Annotated in this window: 18 protein-coding genes; 8 read left to right on the plus strand and 10 right to left on the minus strand. The window is 61.7% G+C overall.

Annotated elements, in window-relative coordinates:
- The first annotated feature begins 150 nt into the window (after nucleotides 1–150).
- From ftsY to rpoH, 4 genes are all read left to right on the plus strand, one after another.
- Nucleotides 151–1557: a signal recognition particle-docking protein FtsY gene (ftsY, locus tag BFP90_RS05050; protein ID WP_065891582.1), complete on the plus strand. Its 1407-nt coding sequence runs from the start codon at nucleotides 151–153 to the stop codon at nucleotides 1555–1557.
- Complete coding sequence (gene ftsE, locus BFP90_RS05055) at nucleotides 1554–2225, plus strand: cell division ATP-binding protein FtsE (protein WP_003213784.1); 672 nt, start codon at nucleotides 1554–1556, stop codon at nucleotides 2223–2225. The genes ftsY and ftsE overlap by 4 nt, the downstream gene beginning before the upstream one ends.
- On the plus strand, nucleotides 2222–3244 hold the full coding sequence (gene ftsX, locus BFP90_RS05060) for a permease-like cell division protein FtsX (RefSeq protein ID WP_065885342.1): 1023 nt from the start codon (nucleotides 2222–2224) through the stop codon (nucleotides 3242–3244). Before ftsE ends, ftsX begins: the two co-directional genes overlap by 4 nt.
- A 130-nt stretch (nucleotides 3245–3374) precedes the next feature.
- Complete coding sequence (gene rpoH, locus BFP90_RS05065) at nucleotides 3375–4229, plus strand: RNA polymerase sigma factor RpoH (protein WP_003176698.1); 855 nt, start codon at nucleotides 3375–3377, stop codon at nucleotides 4227–4229.
- A 132-nt stretch (nucleotides 4230–4361) separates the two neighbouring features.
- Here rpoH and mtgA read toward each other — a convergent pair whose 3' ends face one another.
- On the minus strand, nucleotides 4362–5084 hold the full coding sequence (gene mtgA / locus BFP90_RS05070; RefSeq protein WP_065891581.1) for a monofunctional biosynthetic peptidoglycan transglycosylase: 723 nt from the start codon (nucleotides 5082–5084) through the stop codon (nucleotides 4362–4364).
- A gap of 74 nt (nucleotides 5085–5158) precedes the next feature.
- On the opposite strand from mtgA, the gene BFP90_RS05075 reads away from it, so the two are divergent.
- The 4 genes from BFP90_RS05075 to trmB all read left to right on the plus strand — a co-directional run bounded on the left by BFP90_RS05075 (nucleotide 5159) and on the right by trmB (nucleotide 7397).
- Nucleotides 5159–5533, plus strand: a complete 375-nt coding sequence (locus BFP90_RS05075; protein WP_065891580.1) for a DUF423 domain-containing protein — start codon at nucleotides 5159–5161, stop codon at nucleotides 5531–5533.
- A gap of 79 nt (nucleotides 5534–5612) precedes the next feature.
- Nucleotides 5613–5813 (plus strand): sulfur carrier protein ThiS, encoded by a 201-nt coding sequence (thiS, locus tag BFP90_RS05080; protein WP_065885539.1) that lies wholly within the window; start codon nucleotides 5613–5615, stop codon nucleotides 5811–5813.
- A 54-nt stretch (nucleotides 5814–5867) separates the two neighbouring features.
- A complete protein-coding gene (locus BFP90_RS05085; RefSeq protein WP_065896141.1) occupies nucleotides 5868–6662 on the plus strand; it encodes a thiazole synthase in 795 nt (264 codons plus the stop codon).
- Nucleotides 6663–6671: 9 nt separating this feature from the next.
- On the plus strand, nucleotides 6672–7397 hold the full coding sequence (gene trmB, locus BFP90_RS05090) for a tRNA (guanosine(46)-N7)-methyltransferase TrmB (RefSeq protein ID WP_065885346.1): 726 nt from the start codon (nucleotides 6672–6674) through the stop codon (nucleotides 7395–7397).
- Nucleotides 7398–7537: 140 nt separating this feature from the next.
- Here the strand turns inward: trmB and BFP90_RS05095 are convergent, their stop codons facing one another.
- The 9 genes from BFP90_RS05095 to BFP90_RS05135 all read right to left on the minus strand — a co-directional run bounded on the left by BFP90_RS05095 (nucleotide 7538) and on the right by BFP90_RS05135 (nucleotide 14266).
- Nucleotides 7538–7861 (minus strand): DUF3392 domain-containing protein, encoded by a 324-nt coding sequence (locus BFP90_RS05095; RefSeq protein WP_003176691.1) that lies wholly within the window; start codon nucleotides 7859–7861, stop codon nucleotides 7538–7540.
- A 19-nt stretch (nucleotides 7862–7880) separates the two neighbouring features.
- Complete coding sequence (gene hemW, locus BFP90_RS05100) at nucleotides 7881–9083, minus strand: radical SAM family heme chaperone HemW (RefSeq protein ID WP_065896142.1); 1203 nt, start codon at nucleotides 9081–9083, stop codon at nucleotides 7881–7883.
- On the minus strand, nucleotides 9080–9676 hold the full coding sequence (gene rdgB / locus BFP90_RS05105; protein ID WP_065891577.1) for an RdgB/HAM1 family non-canonical purine NTP pyrophosphatase: 597 nt from the start codon (nucleotides 9674–9676) through the stop codon (nucleotides 9080–9082). The genes hemW and rdgB overlap by 4 nt, the downstream gene beginning before the upstream one ends.
- Nucleotides 9673–10107 carry a DUF4426 domain-containing protein gene (locus tag BFP90_RS05110; RefSeq protein WP_065891576.1) on the minus strand — a complete coding sequence of 145 codons (435 nt, stop codon included), beginning with the start codon at nucleotides 10105–10107 and terminating at the stop codon, nucleotides 9673–9675. Before BFP90_RS05110 ends, rdgB begins: the two co-directional genes overlap by 4 nt.
- 21 nt (nucleotides 10108–10128) lie before the next feature.
- Nucleotides 10129–10749: a methionine biosynthesis protein MetW gene (metW, locus tag BFP90_RS05115; RefSeq protein ID WP_016972957.1), complete on the minus strand. Its 621-nt coding sequence runs from the start codon at nucleotides 10747–10749 to the stop codon at nucleotides 10129–10131.
- A 25-nt stretch (nucleotides 10750–10774) separates the two neighbouring features.
- The gene (locus tag BFP90_RS05120; protein ID WP_065891575.1) at nucleotides 10775–11917 is read right to left on the minus strand and encodes a homoserine O-succinyltransferase MetX; all 1143 of its coding nucleotides are present in this window, start codon (nucleotides 11915–11917) and stop codon (nucleotides 10775–10777) included.
- Nucleotides 11918–12114: 197 nt separating this feature from the next.
- Nucleotides 12115–12702 (minus strand): YggT family protein, encoded by a 588-nt coding sequence (locus BFP90_RS05125; RefSeq protein WP_057723513.1) that lies wholly within the window; start codon nucleotides 12700–12702, stop codon nucleotides 12115–12117.
- Nucleotides 12703–12727: 25 nt separating this feature from the next.
- Nucleotides 12728–13546 carry a pyrroline-5-carboxylate reductase gene (gene proC, locus BFP90_RS05130; RefSeq protein ID WP_065885350.1) on the minus strand — a complete coding sequence of 273 codons (819 nt, stop codon included), beginning with the start codon at nucleotides 13544–13546 and terminating at the stop codon, nucleotides 12728–12730.
- A 33-nt stretch (nucleotides 13547–13579) separates the two neighbouring features.
- Complete coding sequence (locus BFP90_RS05135) at nucleotides 13580–14266, minus strand: YggS family pyridoxal phosphate-dependent enzyme (RefSeq protein WP_065885351.1); 687 nt, start codon at nucleotides 14264–14266, stop codon at nucleotides 13580–13582.
- Nucleotides 14267–14287 lie beyond the last annotated feature (21 nt).

Consider the following 14287-nt stretch of genomic DNA (forward strand, 5'->3'; position numbering starts at 1 on the left):
GACGGCCACTGTGGCTGTCCTGTTAAGGCTCTATTTAGGCCTTCAAAATGTTGCGCATGAACGAGCTGGCTAAAAAACAGTCTGTTACGCATCGAATTTTATTTACCGAAGCGCCCCTTGGCGCGTCGCTACCTTGAGATAGCCGTCTCCATGTTTGGTTCCAACGACGACAAGAAGACCCCAGCTGCGGCTGGCGAGAAGAAAGGCCTGTTCGGATGGCTGCGCAAAAAACCGCAGGAAACCGTCGTCGAACAGCCGCAGGTTCAACCCGAACCTACCCCTGAGCCTATAGTAGAAGCCGAACCGGTTGCCGAAACGCCGGCACCGGTGGTGTTGCCTATCGCGGAGCCGGTGTTGCAGCCGGTGGTCGAGGCAGAACCTGCGCCTGAACCTGAACCCGAGCACAAACCGTGGCTGGAGCTGCCGGTAGCCGAGGAGCCGGTGGCACTGGTTGAGGATGTGCAGGCTGAACACGTGACGCCGCCCATTCCTGTGGCGCCGCCGGTAGAGGTTGTCGTCACGGCGCCCCCAGCAGTCGAAATGCCTGCTGAAATCCCTGCTCAAGTGCCAGCTGTAGCTGCCGTGCCTGCGGTCATCGAAGAGCCCGCCGCACCCGCCGAAACCAGTAAAACCGGCTTCTTCGCCCGCCTCAAGCAGGGCCTGAGCAAAACCAGCGCCAGTATCGGCGAAGGCATGGCCAGCCTGTTCCTCGGCAAAAAGACCATCGATGACGAGCTGCTGGAAGACATTGAAACCCGCCTGCTTACCGCAGACGTGGGCGTCGAAGCCACCGCCGTGATCATCCAGAGCCTGACCCAGAAAGTCGCGCGCAAGCAGTTGACCGACGCCGACGCGTTGTACAAGTCTCTGCAGGCCGAGCTGGCCGCCATGCTTAAACCGGTTGAAGCGCCGCTGGTGATTACGCCGAAGAAGCCTTTCGTGATCCTGGTCGTGGGCGTCAACGGCGCCGGCAAGACCACCACCATCGGCAAGCTGGCCAAAAAGCTGCAGGGTGAGGGCAAGAAAGTCATGCTCGCCGCCGGCGACACCTTCCGTGCCGCTGCCGTCGAGCAGCTGCAAGTGTGGGGTGAGCGCAACAAGATCCCGGTGATCGCCCAGCACACGGGGGCCGACTCCGCTTCGGTGATCTTCGATGCCGTGCAGGCCGCCAAGGCCCGTAACATCGATGTGTTGATCGCCGACACCGCCGGTCGCCTGCACACCAAAGACAACTTGATGGAAGAGCTGAAGAAAGTCCGCCGCGTGATCGGCAAGCTCGACGCCGATGCCCCCCATGAAGTGCTGCTGGTGCTCGACGCCGGTACCGGCCAGAACGCCATCAGCCAGGCCAAGCAATTCAACCAGACGGTGCAACTGACCGGCCTGGCCTTGACCAAGCTGGACGGCACGGCCAAGGGCGGTGTGATTTTCGCCCTGGCCAAACAGTTCGGGTTGCCGATTCGTTACATCGGCGTCGGTGAAGGCATCGACGACCTGCGCACCTTTGAAGCCGAACCCTTTGTACAGGCACTGTTTGCCGAGCGGGAGCGTTCATGATTCGATTCGAACAGGTCGGTAAACGCTACGCCAACGGGCATGTGGGCTTGCATGAGCTGAGCTTTCGAGTACGGCGGGGCGAGTTTTTGTTCGTCACCGGTCACTCCGGCGCCGGTAAGAGCACCTTGTTGCGTCTGCTGCTGGCGATGGAGCGTCCCACCACCGGCAAGCTGTTGCTGGCGGGCCAGGACCTGGCCACCATCAGCAATGCGCAGATCCCCTTCCTGCGCCGTCAGATCGGCGTAGTGTTCCAGAACCACCAGTTGCTGTTCGATCGCACGGTATTCAACAACATCGCCTTGCCCCTGCAGATCCTCGGGCTGTCCAAGGCCGAGATCGTCAAGCGGGTGGATTCGGCCCTGGAGCGCGTGGCGTTGTCGGACAAGACCGACCTCTACCCCGGCGACCTGTCCACCGGCCAGCAACAGCGCGTGGGTATCGCCCGCGCCATCGTCCACCGTCCGGCCTTGCTGCTGGCGGACGAACCCACCGGTAACCTCGACCCGCGCCTGGCGGCCGAGATCATGGGGGTGTTCGAAGACATCAATCGCCTGGGCACCAGCGTATTGATCGCCAGCCACGACCTGGCCCTGATTGCCCGTATGCGTCACCGCATGCTGACCCTGCAACGCGGCCGCCTGATCGGCGACGGGGAGGCCGGCGTATGAGTGCGACACGCAGTCCTAAAGTATCCGAACGCGTGGCGCCGAAACCGGCCGACCCGCAACCGAAAAAGAAAAAACGCGACGATGACGACGGTCCGGACTTCGGCACCCTGTTGCGTGCCTGGATCGAAAGTCACCGCGCCAGCTTGCTCGACAGTCTGCGCCGCCTGGGCAAGCAGCCGATCGGCAGCTTTTTCACCTGCCTGGTGATGGCCGTGGCCCTGAGCCTGCCGATGGGCTTGTCGTTGCTGCTCAACAATGTCGAGCGCCTGGGCGGTTCCTGGCAGCGCGCAGCGCAGATTTCGCTGTACCTGAACCTGGATGCCAGCACCCAGCAAGGCGAAGCGCTGCGCGACGAAATCAAGAACATGCCGGGCGTGGCGGAGGCCGAATACATCAGCCGCGACCAGGCGCTTGAGGAGTTCCAGCAACAATCCGGCCTGGGCGAGGCGCTCAAGGAGCTGCCGCAGAACCCGTTGCCGGGCGTGGTGCTGGTGACGCCGGACGAAGTGGACAAACCGGCCCTGGAAGCCCTGCGCCAGAAACTTGCAGAGATGCCCAAGGTGCAACAGGCGCAACTTGATCTAGTCTGGGTAGAGCGCCTGGCCGCGATCCTCAAGCTGGGCGACCGCTTCGTGTTCGGTTTGACGGTGTTGCTGGTGTCTGCATTACTTTTGGTGATAGGTAATACCATTCGTCTTCATATTGAAAACCGCCGCACCGAGATAGAAGTGATTAAACTGGTCGGCGGCACGGACAGCTATGTGCGTCGTCCTTTTCTGTACATGGGCGCGCTTTATGGCTTCGGTGCCGGGGTTTTGTCCTGGGGATTGCTGGCTTTTGGCCTGGACTGGCTGAACGATGCGGTTATCGGGCTGGCCGGCTTGTACGGCAGCGATTTTGCCCTGGCCGGCGTGCCGGTGGCCGATGGCCTGAGCCTCTTGCTTGGCGCGGTGCTGTTGGGGTATATCGGTGCGTGGATTGCGGTCGCACGGCATTTACGTGAGCTGGCACCGAAGTAGTTAATGTCAGGGTAATGTAGTTTCGTTTGTATTGACCTTGTCAGCAGTTTAGGGAACTTGTCCTACGGTTCCCCGGTCAATTTTCGCAGTGCTGAACTGCACGAGTTATGTGAGTCGGAGGTTTTTTCGTATGACCACTTCTTTGCAACCTGCTTATGCCTTGGTCCCGGGTGCGAACCTGGAAGCCTATGTGCACACGGTAAACAGCATTCCGTTGCTGACGCCCGAGCAGGAGCGTGAACTGGCCGAGAGTCTCTACTATGAGCAGGATTTGGGGGCGGCTCGGCAGATGGTGCTCGCCCACCTGCGTTTTGTCGTACATATCGCCCGTAGCTATAGCGGCTACGGCCTGGCCCAGGCTGACCTGATCCAGGAAGGCAACGTCGGCCTGATGAAGGCTGTAAAGCGTTTCAACCCCGAGATGGGTGTGCGCCTGGTGTCGTTTGCCGTGCACTGGATCAAGGCGGAAATCCACGAGTTCATCCTGCGCAACTGGCGCATCGTGAAAGTGGCGACCACCAAGGCCCAGCGCAAGCTGTTCTTCAACCTGCGCAGCCAGAAGAAACGCCTGGCGTGGCTGAACAACGAGGAAGTCCACCGCGTGGCCGAAAGCCTCGGCGTGGAGCCCCGTGAAGTGCGCGAGATGGAAAGTCGCCTGACCGGCCATGACATGGCCTTCGACCCGGCTGCCGAGGCAGACGACGACAGCGCCTTCCAATCGCCGGCCAACTATCTGGAAGACCACCGGTACGACCCGGCGCGTCAACTGGAAGATGCCGACTGGAGCGACAACTCCAATCACAACCTGCACGAAGCGCTGGAAGTGCTGGACGACCGCAGCCGTGACATTCTCTACCAGCGCTGGCTGGCGGAAGAAAAAGCCACGCTGCACGACCTGGCGCAGAAGTACAACGTGTCGGCCGAGCGGATTCGTCAGCTTGAGAAAAGCGCGATGAACAAGCTGAAGTTGTCGATCGCTGCCTAACGCTACTGGCAGCACTGGGTAAAAAATGTGGGAGGGGGCTTGCCCCCGATAGCAGAGTGTCAGTCATTACATACAGTGACTGGTCCATCGCTATCGGGGGCAAGCCCCCTCCCACAGTTGTTTTGTATTGTGTCAGTTGGACCAGGGGGCCTTGCGGGCGTTGTTCAGCTCAAGCAGGTAGCCATCGCCACCCAACTGACTCATCTGCTGGCGAATCCACGCCGCCCGCCGCGCTACATAGGCGGTCGGGTGGCTGGCACTCCAGACTCGCGGGTTAGGCAACACCGCTGCCAGATAGCTGGCCTGTTGCCGTGACAGCCCCTTGGCGCTCACGCCAAAGTGATGCCGCGCCGCCGCCTCTGCGCCAAACACGCCCTCATCCCACTCCACGCTGTTGAGGTACACCTCAAGAATGCGCTGCTTGGGCCATAGCACTTCGATCAACCCGGTAAACCAGGCCTCCAGGCCCTTGCGCAGATAGCTGCGGCCGGCCCACAGGAACAGGTTCTTCGACACCTGCTGGCTCAATGTACTGGCGCCCCGGATCGAACCGCCACGTTCGTTGTGCACGATCGCTGCCTGGATGGCGCCAAAGTCAAAGCCCCAGTGCTGCGGGAAACGCTGGTCTTCACCGGCCATCACCGCCACTTTGAGGTCATCGGAAATCTCGTCCCACGGCACCCAGCTGCGCTGCAGGTCAATGGGCTCGCCGTCGATCCACGATTCGATCTTGCGTTCCACCATCAGCGCGGTGAACGGCGGCGGTACGACGCGAAACAGCAGCACCAGCAGCACACTGCCGATGGCGAACCATTTCACCACGTTGAGAAAGCGTTTGAAGAAGATACGCAGCATAGAGATGGCTTGGCCGAACCCGTTGAGCGGGCCATTATACAGACCCTGCCCGATGAGTCTGACTGGAGTTCCTCATGCTGCGTAGCTTTCTGATGCTGGCTGCCTTTTTCGGTTTCACCGGTGTCGCCCTGGGCGCCTTCGCCGCCCACGGCCTGAAGAACCGCCTGAGCGCCGATTACCTGGCGATCTTCCACACCGGCGTGACCTATCAACTGGTGCACGCCCTGGCCTTGTTTGGGGTGGCCCTGCTGGCCGCGCATATTCCCGGCCGACTGGTCACCTGGGCGGGCATTTCGTTTGTCGTCGGTATTTTGCTGTTCTCCGGCAGCCTGTATGTGTTGACCATGACCGGCATCAGCAAACTGGGCATCATCACCCCATTTGGCGGCCTGGCCTTCCTGCTCGGCTGGTTCTTCCTGGGCTTGACGGCGTGGCGCTTGCAGGTTTGACCGCTTGACGCCTGGAGCTGACCTTCAGGTGCCAATCGCGTTAGAATGCCGGCCCCTAAAAACGATGGCGGCCCGTGGCATGCGCATTCAGTTGAACGGCGAACCCCTTGAACTGCCCGACGGTGAAACCGTTGCGGCCCTGCTGACCCGCCTGGATTTGACCGGGCGTCGTGTCGCAGTGGAGCTCAACCTGGATATCGTCCCGCGCAGCCAGCACGAAGGCACCGCGCTCAGCGAGGGTGACCAGGTCGAAGTGGTCCACGCCATCGGCGGCGGCTAGTCGCGCCGGCGGTAACGCATTCTGCAGAACCTCACCCCATTACGAGGATTTCCCATGAGCATCGTTCGTAGCGACAAGCCCTTTGTCCTGGCCGGTCGTACCTACCAGTCCCGTCTGCTGGTTGGCACCGGCAAGTACCGCGACATGGAAGAAACCCGTCTGGCCATCGAAGCCTCGGGCGCCGAAATCGTTACCTTCGCCGTGCGCCGTACCAACCTCGGCCAGATCGCGGGCGAGCCGAACCTGCTTGAAGTGCTGTCGCCGGACCGTTACACCTTTTTGCCGAACACCGCCGGGTGCTATGACGCCATCGAGGCCGTGCGCACCTGTCGCCTGGCCCGCGAGCTGCTCGACGGTCACAACCTGGTGAAGCTGGAAGTGCTGGCCGACCAGAAAACCCTGTTCCCGAATGTGATCGAAACCCTCAAGGCTGCCGAGACTCTGGTCAAGGAAGGCTTTGACGTGATGGTCTACACCAGCGATGACCCGATCATCGCGCGCCAGCTGGCGGAAATCGGCTGTATCGCGGTGATGCCGCTGGCCGGCCTGATCGGCTCCGGCCTGGGTATCTGCAATCCGTACAACCTGCAGATCATCCTTGAAGAAGCCAAGATCCCGGTGCTGGTGGACGCGGGCGTGGGCACGGCCTCCGACGCCACCATCGCCATGGAACTGGGCTGCGACGCGGTGCTGATGAACTCGGCCATCGCCCATGCCCAGCAACCGATCATGATGGCCCAGGCCATGCACCATGCAATCGTCGCGGGCCGCCTGGCCTATCTCGCCGGGCGCATGCCGAAAAAACTCTATGCCAGCGCCTCTTCGCCGCTGGATGGTCTGATCAAGTAAGAGCTATTGATGACTGAATCAAACGAAACGCCGAACACCCTGGAAGCAGGCGACGAGTCCAAGCACCGCCGCATCAAGAGCTTCGTGATGCGCGCCGGCCGCATGACCGAAGGCCAGCAAAAGGGCCTGGAGCAAGGCACGCCGCTGTTCGTATTGCCGTTGGCCGACGCGCCGGTGGATTACGACCAGGTATTCGGCCGTTCGGCCCCGCGTTCCCTGGAAATCGGCTTTGGCATGGGGCACTCCCTGCTGGAAATGGCGGCGGCCGCGCCGGATCAGGATTTCATCGGTGTGGAAGTGCACCGCCCAGGCGTCGGTGCGTTGCTTAACGGCGTGCTGACCCAGGGCCTGACCAATCTGCGCGTCTACGATTGCGACGCGATTGAAGTGCTCAACCGCTGCATCGCCGATAACAGCCTCGACCGGCTGATGCTGTTCTTCCCCGACCCCTGGCACAAGGCCCGTCACCACAAGCGTCGCATCGTCCAGGCTTCCTTCGCGGAACTGGTGCGCAGCAAGCTGAAAGTGGGCGGCATCCTGCACATGGCCACCGACTGGGAACCCTATGCCGACTACATGCTGGAAGTGATGAACGTCGCCCCCGGCTACCGCAACCTGGCCGAAGACGGCAAATGCGTACCGCGCCCTGCGGAGCGCCCGATCACCAAGTTCGAACGCCGTGGCGAGCGGTTGGGGCATGGGGTGTGGGACTTGAAGTTCGAGAAGCTGGCTTAACTCACCCCTGACTTGAAATGCAATCAAATGTGGGAGGGGGCTTGCCCCCGATAGCGGAGTGTCAGTCGACATCTATGTGACTGATCCACTGCTATCGGGGGCAAGCCCCCTCCCACATTGGTATCTGTGTTGGGCTGAGGTCAGCGGCGGTCGGCGACTACGCCAATCAACACCAGCACCACCACCAAAACCGGCGCCAGGCTGTAGTTATTGAACTGGCTCAGCCCCCGCACAATCCACGGTGTGGCATAGATCAGCGCCGCGCCGCTGCCGATCATGCACAGCAGGGCCATCAAGGGCACGCGCAACGCACCGGCGATGCTGCCCAGGCGAGCTTCGACCCAGCCCTTGATATCGGCGCCGAACAGCACCAGCAGACAGCCGACCAGGGCCAGGGAGATTTCCGACAGGTTGCTACGGCTCCAGCGGGACACGGTGGCGAGCAGGTCGAGTACCAGATCCATTTGATTTCCTTAAAAAGCGTCAGCTCAAAAACGTCTGCAACAGGTCATTGAGAAAGAGTTGCCCGCGGTCGGTCGCCGCCAGGCGTGACGGTTCGACCTGCATTAAGCCACTTTGTTCTGCCTCGCGGCGGCCTTCGTCAAGGCTCGCCAGGTCAAGCCCGGTGCGCTCGGCATAGAGCCTGGCATCCACCCCTTCGGTGAGGCGCAGGGCGTTCATCAGGAATTCGAACGGCAGCTCTTCGTTGGTCAGCTCTTTCGCCCCGGCCTGGAAGCTTTTGGCCGGGTTGAGGTAGTCCTTCGGTGCGCGGGTTTTCCAGGTGCGCACGATGCGCCCGTCCGGGTGGCTGAGCTTGCCATGGGCACCGGCGCCGATACCGATGAAATCGCCAAAGCTCCAGTAATTGAGGTTATGCCGCGCCGGCCGCCCCGGTTGGGCGTAGGCCGACACTTCGTATTGTGCGTAACCGTGCTCGGCAAGCAGCGCCTGGCCGGCTTCCTGGATATCCCACAGCGTATCGTCTTCGGGCAGCGCGGGCGGCTGGTTCCAGAAGACGGTATTGGGTTCCAGGGTCAGCTGGTACCAGGACAGGTGCGTCGGCTTGAGCGCAATGGCTTGGCGCAGGTCGCCCAACGCATCGTCCAGGGATTGGTTGGGCAAGCCGTGCATCAGGTCCAGGTTGAAGTTGTCGAACCCGGCCTGGCGTGCCATATCCGCTGCACGTACGGCTTCGTCGCCATTATGAATGCGACCCAGCGCCTCGAGTTTTTCCTGCTGGAAGCTCTGGATGCCGATGGACAGGCGATTGATCCCCAGCTTGCGATAAGCGACGAACTTCTCTTGTTCAAAGGTGCCCGGGTTGGCTTCCAGGGTGATCTCGATATCGTCGGCAAACGGGATGCGCGCTTGCACGCCTTCGAGCAGGCGCCCCAAGGCTGCGGCGCTGAACAGGCTGGGGGTGCCGCCGCCAAAGAAGATCGAACTCAGCGCTCGGCCGTAAACGGCGTGCAGGTCCTGGTCGAGGTCCGCCAGCAGGGCGTCCACGTACTCTTCTTCCGGCAGCACGTTGCTTGCGGTATGGGAGTTGAAGTCGCAATACGGGCATTTGCGCACGCACCACGGAATGTGAATGTACAGCGCCAGGGGCGGCAGCACCTGCAGAGCCGCCCGGGGTGTTTGCGCGCCACCGTGGATCAGCGGCTGCGCAGAGGTGTTCTGGGTCATTTCAGGCCCAGACGCTGGCGCAGCAATGCCATGGCGCGGGCGCGGTGGCTGATCTGGTTCTTGTCGGCCGGGCTCAGTTCGGCGCTGGAGACGTTGCGCTCCGGTACCCAGAACAGCGGGTCATAGCCAAAGCCATGCTCACCGCTGGCCGCATGCAGAATGCGACCGTGCCACAAGCCTTCGCACAGGATCGGCAGCGGGTCATCGGCGTGCCGCACCAGCGCCAGCACGCAGACGAACTGCGCGCCACGGTCGGCATCGGGCACGTCCTTGAGGGCGTCGAGCAGCTTGGCGTTGTTAGCCGCGTCGCCCTTGCCATCGGCGTAGCGTGCGGAATAGATGCCCGGCGCGCCGCCGAGGAAATCCACCGCCAGGCCCGAATCATCCGCCAAAGCCGGCAGGCCGGAGATCCGTGCAGCGTTGCGTGCCTTGAGGATGGCGTTCTCGACGAACGACAGGCCGGTTTCCTCCGGCTCTACCTGGCTGAACTCGCCAATGGAGCGCAGTTGCACGGACTCACCGAGCATGGCCTGCAGTTCCTTGAGTTTGCCGGCGTTGTGGCTGGCCAGTACGAGTTGGGTAAGGTTCATCATTCGGCCGGGAACAGTTCTTGGTTGAATTGGAAACCATGGGCCTTGCCACCGGTTTCAACGTTGATGGTGAACGTCTTGTATTCCCGTTGCGTCACCGAGTAGGGCGCGAGGTAGCTGATGCCGCCTTTCTCTTCGATTTGCTTGAAGGTGAGGATTTCGCTCTTGCCGCCCAGGTCCTTGATGGTACCGGTTACCTGGGCTGCGACCGGGGTGACGCCCTTGATCACGGTCACATTGATCAAGCCCTTTTCCTTGCTGCGCACGATGCCGACGTTCTGGGCGGTCTCGGGTGGCAGGAAGCTGGAGGTGAAGGTGTTGTAATGAACGGTGATATCGCCGAAGTCTTTTTTGCGGTTAGCGTCGATAGCGTCCGCAGCCATGGCGTTGGCGCCCAGGCAGGCGGTCAGTAGAAAAACAGCCAGACGATTCATGAGCGTCCCTCTTGATAATGATTAGACGGCAATCTTGTGGTCGGTCAGGCCAGGACTGCTGACCCGGTAGATACCAATTTCGCCCAACAGGTTGGGCCATAGCTTACTCGCCCAGCCGTGGCGGTGCTGTTGATCGACGGCAAGGCGGTTGATGACCTTGGCTTCACGCTCGCCACACAGGGCTTCGAAGTCTTCGAAGGTGCAAAAGTGGATGTTCGGCGTGTTGTACCAGGTGTACGGCAGGAAATCCGACACCGGCATGCGGCCTTTGGTGGCCAGGTACCAGCGGCAGCGCCAGTGACCGAAGTTGGGGAAGGTGATGATGCACTGGCGGCCGACCCGCAGCATTTCATCGAGGATACGGTCCGGGTAGTGCACCGCTTGCAGGGCCTGGGTCATCACCACGATGTCGAAGCTGTTGCTGGCAAAGTTGCCCAGGCCCTTGTCCAGGTCCTGCTCGATCACGTTGATGCCCTTGGCCACGCATTGGGCGATGTTGTCCGGGTCGTTTTCCAGGCCGTAGCCGGTGACTTGCTTGTTGTCGCGCAGCCAGCTCAGCAACTCGCCATCACCGCAGCCCAGGTCGAGCACGCGGCTGCCGGCGGGGATCCAGTCTTGGATGATTTCCAGGTCGGCTCTCATGGCGTTCTCCAAAAGCGTAAGCAATTCATATAAGCGCGATTCGGTTCATGTAATTGCTGAACGCCTGCAGATAACGGGGGATCGGAATCAGGAAGGCGTCGTGGCCCTGCGGCGCATCGATCTCCAGGTAGCAGACGTCTTTCTTGGCGGCCATCAGGGCGTCCACCAGCTCACGGGAGCGCGCCGGTGAGAAGCGCCAGTCGGTGGTGAATGACATCACGCAGAACTTGGCCGTGGCGTGCTCGAAGGTTTTCGCCAGGTCGTCGTCATGGTTCGCGGCCGGGTCGAAGTAGTCCAGCGCCTTGGTCATCAGCAAGTAGGTGTTGGCGTCGAAACGCCCGGAGAACTCCTCGCCCTGATAACGCAGGTAGCTTTCCACCTGGAACTCGACGCTGTGGAAGTCGTAGTTGAGCTTTTCGCTCTTGAGCCCACGGCCGAATTTTTCGCCCATGGAATCATCGGACAGGTAGGTAATGTGCCCGACCATCCGTGCCAGCATCAGGCCGCGCTTGGGGATCACGCCGGCTTCCTGGAACGAACCACCGTGGAACTCGGGGTCGGTGAGGATGGCCTGGCGCGCTACTTCGTTGAAGGCAATGTTCTGCGCCGACAACTTGGGGGCCGAGGCGATAGCCAGGCAATGACGCACGCGATCCGGGTAGGTGATGGTCCATTGCAGGGCTTGCATGCCGCCCAGGCTGCCGCCGATCACGGCCGCCCACTGGTTGATGCCGAGCAGGTCCGCCAGACGCGCCTGGCTGTGCACCCAGTCTTCCACGGTCAGCACCGGGAAGTCGGCGCCGAACGGCTTGCCGGTTTCCGGGTTGAGGCTGCTGGGGCCGGTGGAGCCGTTGCAGCCGCCGAGGTTGTTCAGGCTGACTACAAAGAACTTATGGGTGTCGATAGGTTTGCCGGGACCGATGCAGCTGTCCCACCAGCCGGGCTTGCGCTCGTCGACGCTGTGGAAGCCTGCGGCGTGATGGTGGCCGGACAACGCGTGGCAGATCAGCACGGCGTTGCTCGCCGTGGCGTTCAATTGGCCGTAGGTTTCGTAGATCAGGTCGTAGGCTGGCAGCGAGCGGCCACAGGCCAGGGCCAGCGGTTCGCTGAAGTGCGCCACTTGGGGCACGACCAGTCCAACGGAATCGGGGGGGAAGGCAGTTGGCATCGACCCTGCTCTCGTTTAAATGAGGCGTAAGTCTAAAGAGCGGGGGACCCAGCGGCAAGCAATGGTCTGCGCGCATTGATCGTTCCCACGCTCCGCGTGGGAATGCAGCCGATGACGCTCCGCGTCGCACCCCGCATGGGGGGACGCAGAGCGTCCCAAGAGGCATTCCCACGCAGAGCGTGGGAACGATCATGCGGTCAGATCAGGCCGAACAGCTCTTTAGGCATGAACGCATAGAACGCCAGACGCGGAATCACCCAGCTCTGAATCAGCTGGATCGCGATAAACGCGAAGATCGGCGAGATATCCAGCCCGCCCAGGTTCGGGATCAGGCGACGGAATGGTGCCAATACGGGCTCGGTGATCTGATACACCAGCTCGGCACCCGGGCTGCGGCTGCCCGGTGCGACCCAGGAGAGGATCACGCTGATGATCATCGACCAGAAGATGATCTTCAAAAACAGCGAGAAAATGCCGATCAGCGCCCATGGCAGCAGCAGCACCGTAAAGGCCTGGTAGCCGTTGAGCATCAGGATCACCACAAACAGCAGAATCTGCAGCAGCAGTGCCAGTACCAGCGACGACATGTCCAGCCCGAACAGGCTCGGGATCACGCGGCGCAGCGGCTTGAGCAGGGGTTGGGTGGCCTTGACCACGAACTGGCACAGCGGGTTGTAGAAGTTCGCCCGCACCAGTTGCAGGATAAAGCGCATCAGCACGATCAGCAGGTACAGGCTGCCCAGGGTCTGGATGATGAAGACGGCAGCGTCATTGATTCCGAGCATGTTTGATTACCTTGGTAAGGGACGACTATTTGCCCAGTTGTTCGGCCATCTCGGCTGAACGATGTGCCGCAGCACCCAGTGCTTTTTCCACCAGGGCTTCAAAGCCCCCGGCCTGGAACGATTCGATGGCGGCTTGCGTGGTGCCGCCCGGAGACGTTACGCGACGGCGCAACTCGGCCGCATCCACCTCGCTGGACACCGCCATCTTCGCGGCGCCCAGGGCGGTCTGCTCGGCCAGTTGCTCGGCAACGTCGGCGGGCAGGCCCAGTTTCACCCCGGCGGCGGTCATGGCTTCGATCAACAGGAAGAAGTACGCCGGGCCACTGCCGGAAACGGCGGTGACCGCGTCCAGTTGCTGCTCCTGTTCGAGCCACAGGGCGATGCCCACGGCGGATAACAGTTGCTGGGCTTGATCACGCTGCGCGGCGCTGACTTCGGCGGTGGCGTACAAACCGCTCACGCCCTGGCGCAATAACGACGGGGTATTCGGCATGCAGCGAACGATCGGTTGGGCGCCGAGCCAGTTGTTCATGCTGGCGCAGGTGATGCCGGCCGCGATGGACACCACCAGTTGATGGGCCTGCAGGCTCGGGCGCAGGCTTTCGCACACGGCTTTCATGGCCTGGGGCTTGACCGCCAGCAGGATCACGTCGACGCCTTCGATGGCCTCGGCGTTGTCGGCAAAGGTTTCAATGCCGTGTTCGGCGCTGACACGGGCGCGGGTCTCGGCGCCCGGGTCGCTGGCGCGAATCTGCGCAGCGTCCAGGCCCTTGGCCCGCAGGCCGCCGATCAGGCTGGCCGCCATGTTACCGGCGCCGATAAAGGCAATACGCATGTCTTTCATGACAGGTCCTTAGCTAAATGAACGTCAGCCATTTCACGGCTGGCCGTAGTCACGGGCGCCAAACAGCGCGGTACCGATCCGCACCCAGGTGGCGCCTTGAGCGATGGCCGACTCGAGGTCGTGGCTCATGCCCATGGAAAGTGTGTCCAGTGGCAGGTTCAGGCTGCCTTGCAGCTCGCGCACCGTGGCGAACGCGGCATCCTGCGCAGCGCGATCTTCAGTCGGTTCGGGGATCGCCATCAAGCCCCGCAGCTTCAGGCGCGGCAGGGCGCTGATGGCGTTGGCCAGGGCCGGCAGGTCGGCGGGCGTACAGCCGGACTTGCTGGCTTCGCCACTGACATTGACCTGAATGCAGATATTCAGCGCAGGCAGGTCGGCAGGGCGTTGTTCGGACAGGCGTTGTGCGATTTTCAGGCGGTCCACGGAATGCACCCAGGCGAAGTTCTCGGCGATCGCGCGAGTCTTGTTCGATTGAATGGGGCCGATGAAGTGCCAACTCAAGGGCAGGTCGGATAATTGCGCCTGTTTGCCCAGGGCTTCCTGCAGGTAGTTTTCACCAAAATCATGCATCCCCGCGGCATAGGCTTCACGTACCGCTTGCGCCGGTTTGGTCTTGCTCACGGCCAGCAGGTGGATGCCGCTTGCGTCACGCTGCACGGCGTCGGCGGCGGCGCGGATGCGCTGGCTAACCAGGCCGATGTTGTCTGCTATCGTCGACATTCAAGTTGCGCCCGTGGATAT

It is taken from the genome of Pseudomonas sp. 24 E 13, from assembly GCF_900004715.1.
GTDB lineage: Bacteria > Pseudomonadota > Gammaproteobacteria > Pseudomonadales > Pseudomonadaceae > Aquipseudomonas > Aquipseudomonas orientalis_A.

What these genes read in the sequence shown, in the direction of transcription:
- ftsY (WP_065891582.1), top strand. Translation starts at nt 151, where the DNA reads ATGTTTGGTTCCAACGACGACAAGAAGACCCCAGCTGCGGCTGGCGAG.
- ftsE (WP_003213784.1), top strand. Translation starts at nt 1,554, where the DNA reads ATGATTCGATTCGAACAGGTCGGTAAACGCTACGCCAACGGGCATGTG.
- ftsX (WP_065885342.1), top strand. Translation starts at nt 2,222, where the DNA reads ATGAGTGCGACACGCAGTCCTAAAGTATCCGAACGCGTGGCGCCGAAA.
- rpoH (WP_003176698.1), top strand. Translation starts at nt 3,375, where the DNA reads ATGACCACTTCTTTGCAACCTGCTTATGCCTTGGTCCCGGGTGCGAAC.
- mtgA (WP_065891581.1), bottom strand. Translation starts at nt 5,084, where the DNA reads ATGCTGCGTATCTTCTTCAAACGCTTTCTCAACGTGGTGAAATGGTTC.
- BFP90_RS05075 (WP_065891580.1), top strand. Translation starts at nt 5,159, where the DNA reads ATGCTGCGTAGCTTTCTGATGCTGGCTGCCTTTTTCGGTTTCACCGGT.
- thiS (WP_065885539.1), top strand. Translation starts at nt 5,613, where the DNA reads ATGCGCATTCAGTTGAACGGCGAACCCCTTGAACTGCCCGACGGTGAA.
- BFP90_RS05085 (WP_065896141.1), top strand. Translation starts at nt 5,868, where the DNA reads ATGAGCATCGTTCGTAGCGACAAGCCCTTTGTCCTGGCCGGTCGTACC.
- trmB (WP_065885346.1), top strand. Translation starts at nt 6,672, where the DNA reads ATGACTGAATCAAACGAAACGCCGAACACCCTGGAAGCAGGCGACGAG.
- BFP90_RS05095 (WP_003176691.1), bottom strand. Translation starts at nt 7,861, where the DNA reads ATGGATCTGGTACTCGACCTGCTCGCCACCGTGTCCCGCTGGAGCCGT.
- hemW (WP_065896142.1), bottom strand. Translation starts at nt 9,083, where the DNA reads ATGACCCAGAACACCTCTGCGCAGCCGCTGATCCACGGTGGCGCGCAA.
- rdgB (WP_065891577.1), bottom strand. Translation starts at nt 9,676, where the DNA reads ATGATGAACCTTACCCAACTCGTACTGGCCAGCCACAACGCCGGCAAA.
- BFP90_RS05110 (WP_065891576.1), bottom strand. Translation starts at nt 10,107, where the DNA reads ATGAATCGTCTGGCTGTTTTTCTACTGACCGCCTGCCTGGGCGCCAAC.
- metW (WP_016972957.1), bottom strand. Translation starts at nt 10,749, where the DNA reads ATGAGAGCCGACCTGGAAATCATCCAAGACTGGATCCCCGCCGGCAGC.
- BFP90_RS05120 (WP_065891575.1), bottom strand. Translation starts at nt 11,917, where the DNA reads ATGCCAACTGCCTTCCCCCCCGATTCCGTTGGACTGGTCGTGCCCCAA.
- BFP90_RS05125 (WP_057723513.1), bottom strand. Translation starts at nt 12,702, where the DNA reads ATGCTCGGAATCAATGACGCTGCCGTCTTCATCATCCAGACCCTGGGC.
- proC (WP_065885350.1), bottom strand. Translation starts at nt 13,546, where the DNA reads ATGAAAGACATGCGTATTGCCTTTATCGGCGCCGGTAACATGGCGGCC.
- BFP90_RS05135 (WP_065885351.1), bottom strand. Translation starts at nt 14,266, where the DNA reads ATGTCGACGATAGCAGACAACATCGGCCTGGTTAGCCAGCGCATCCGC.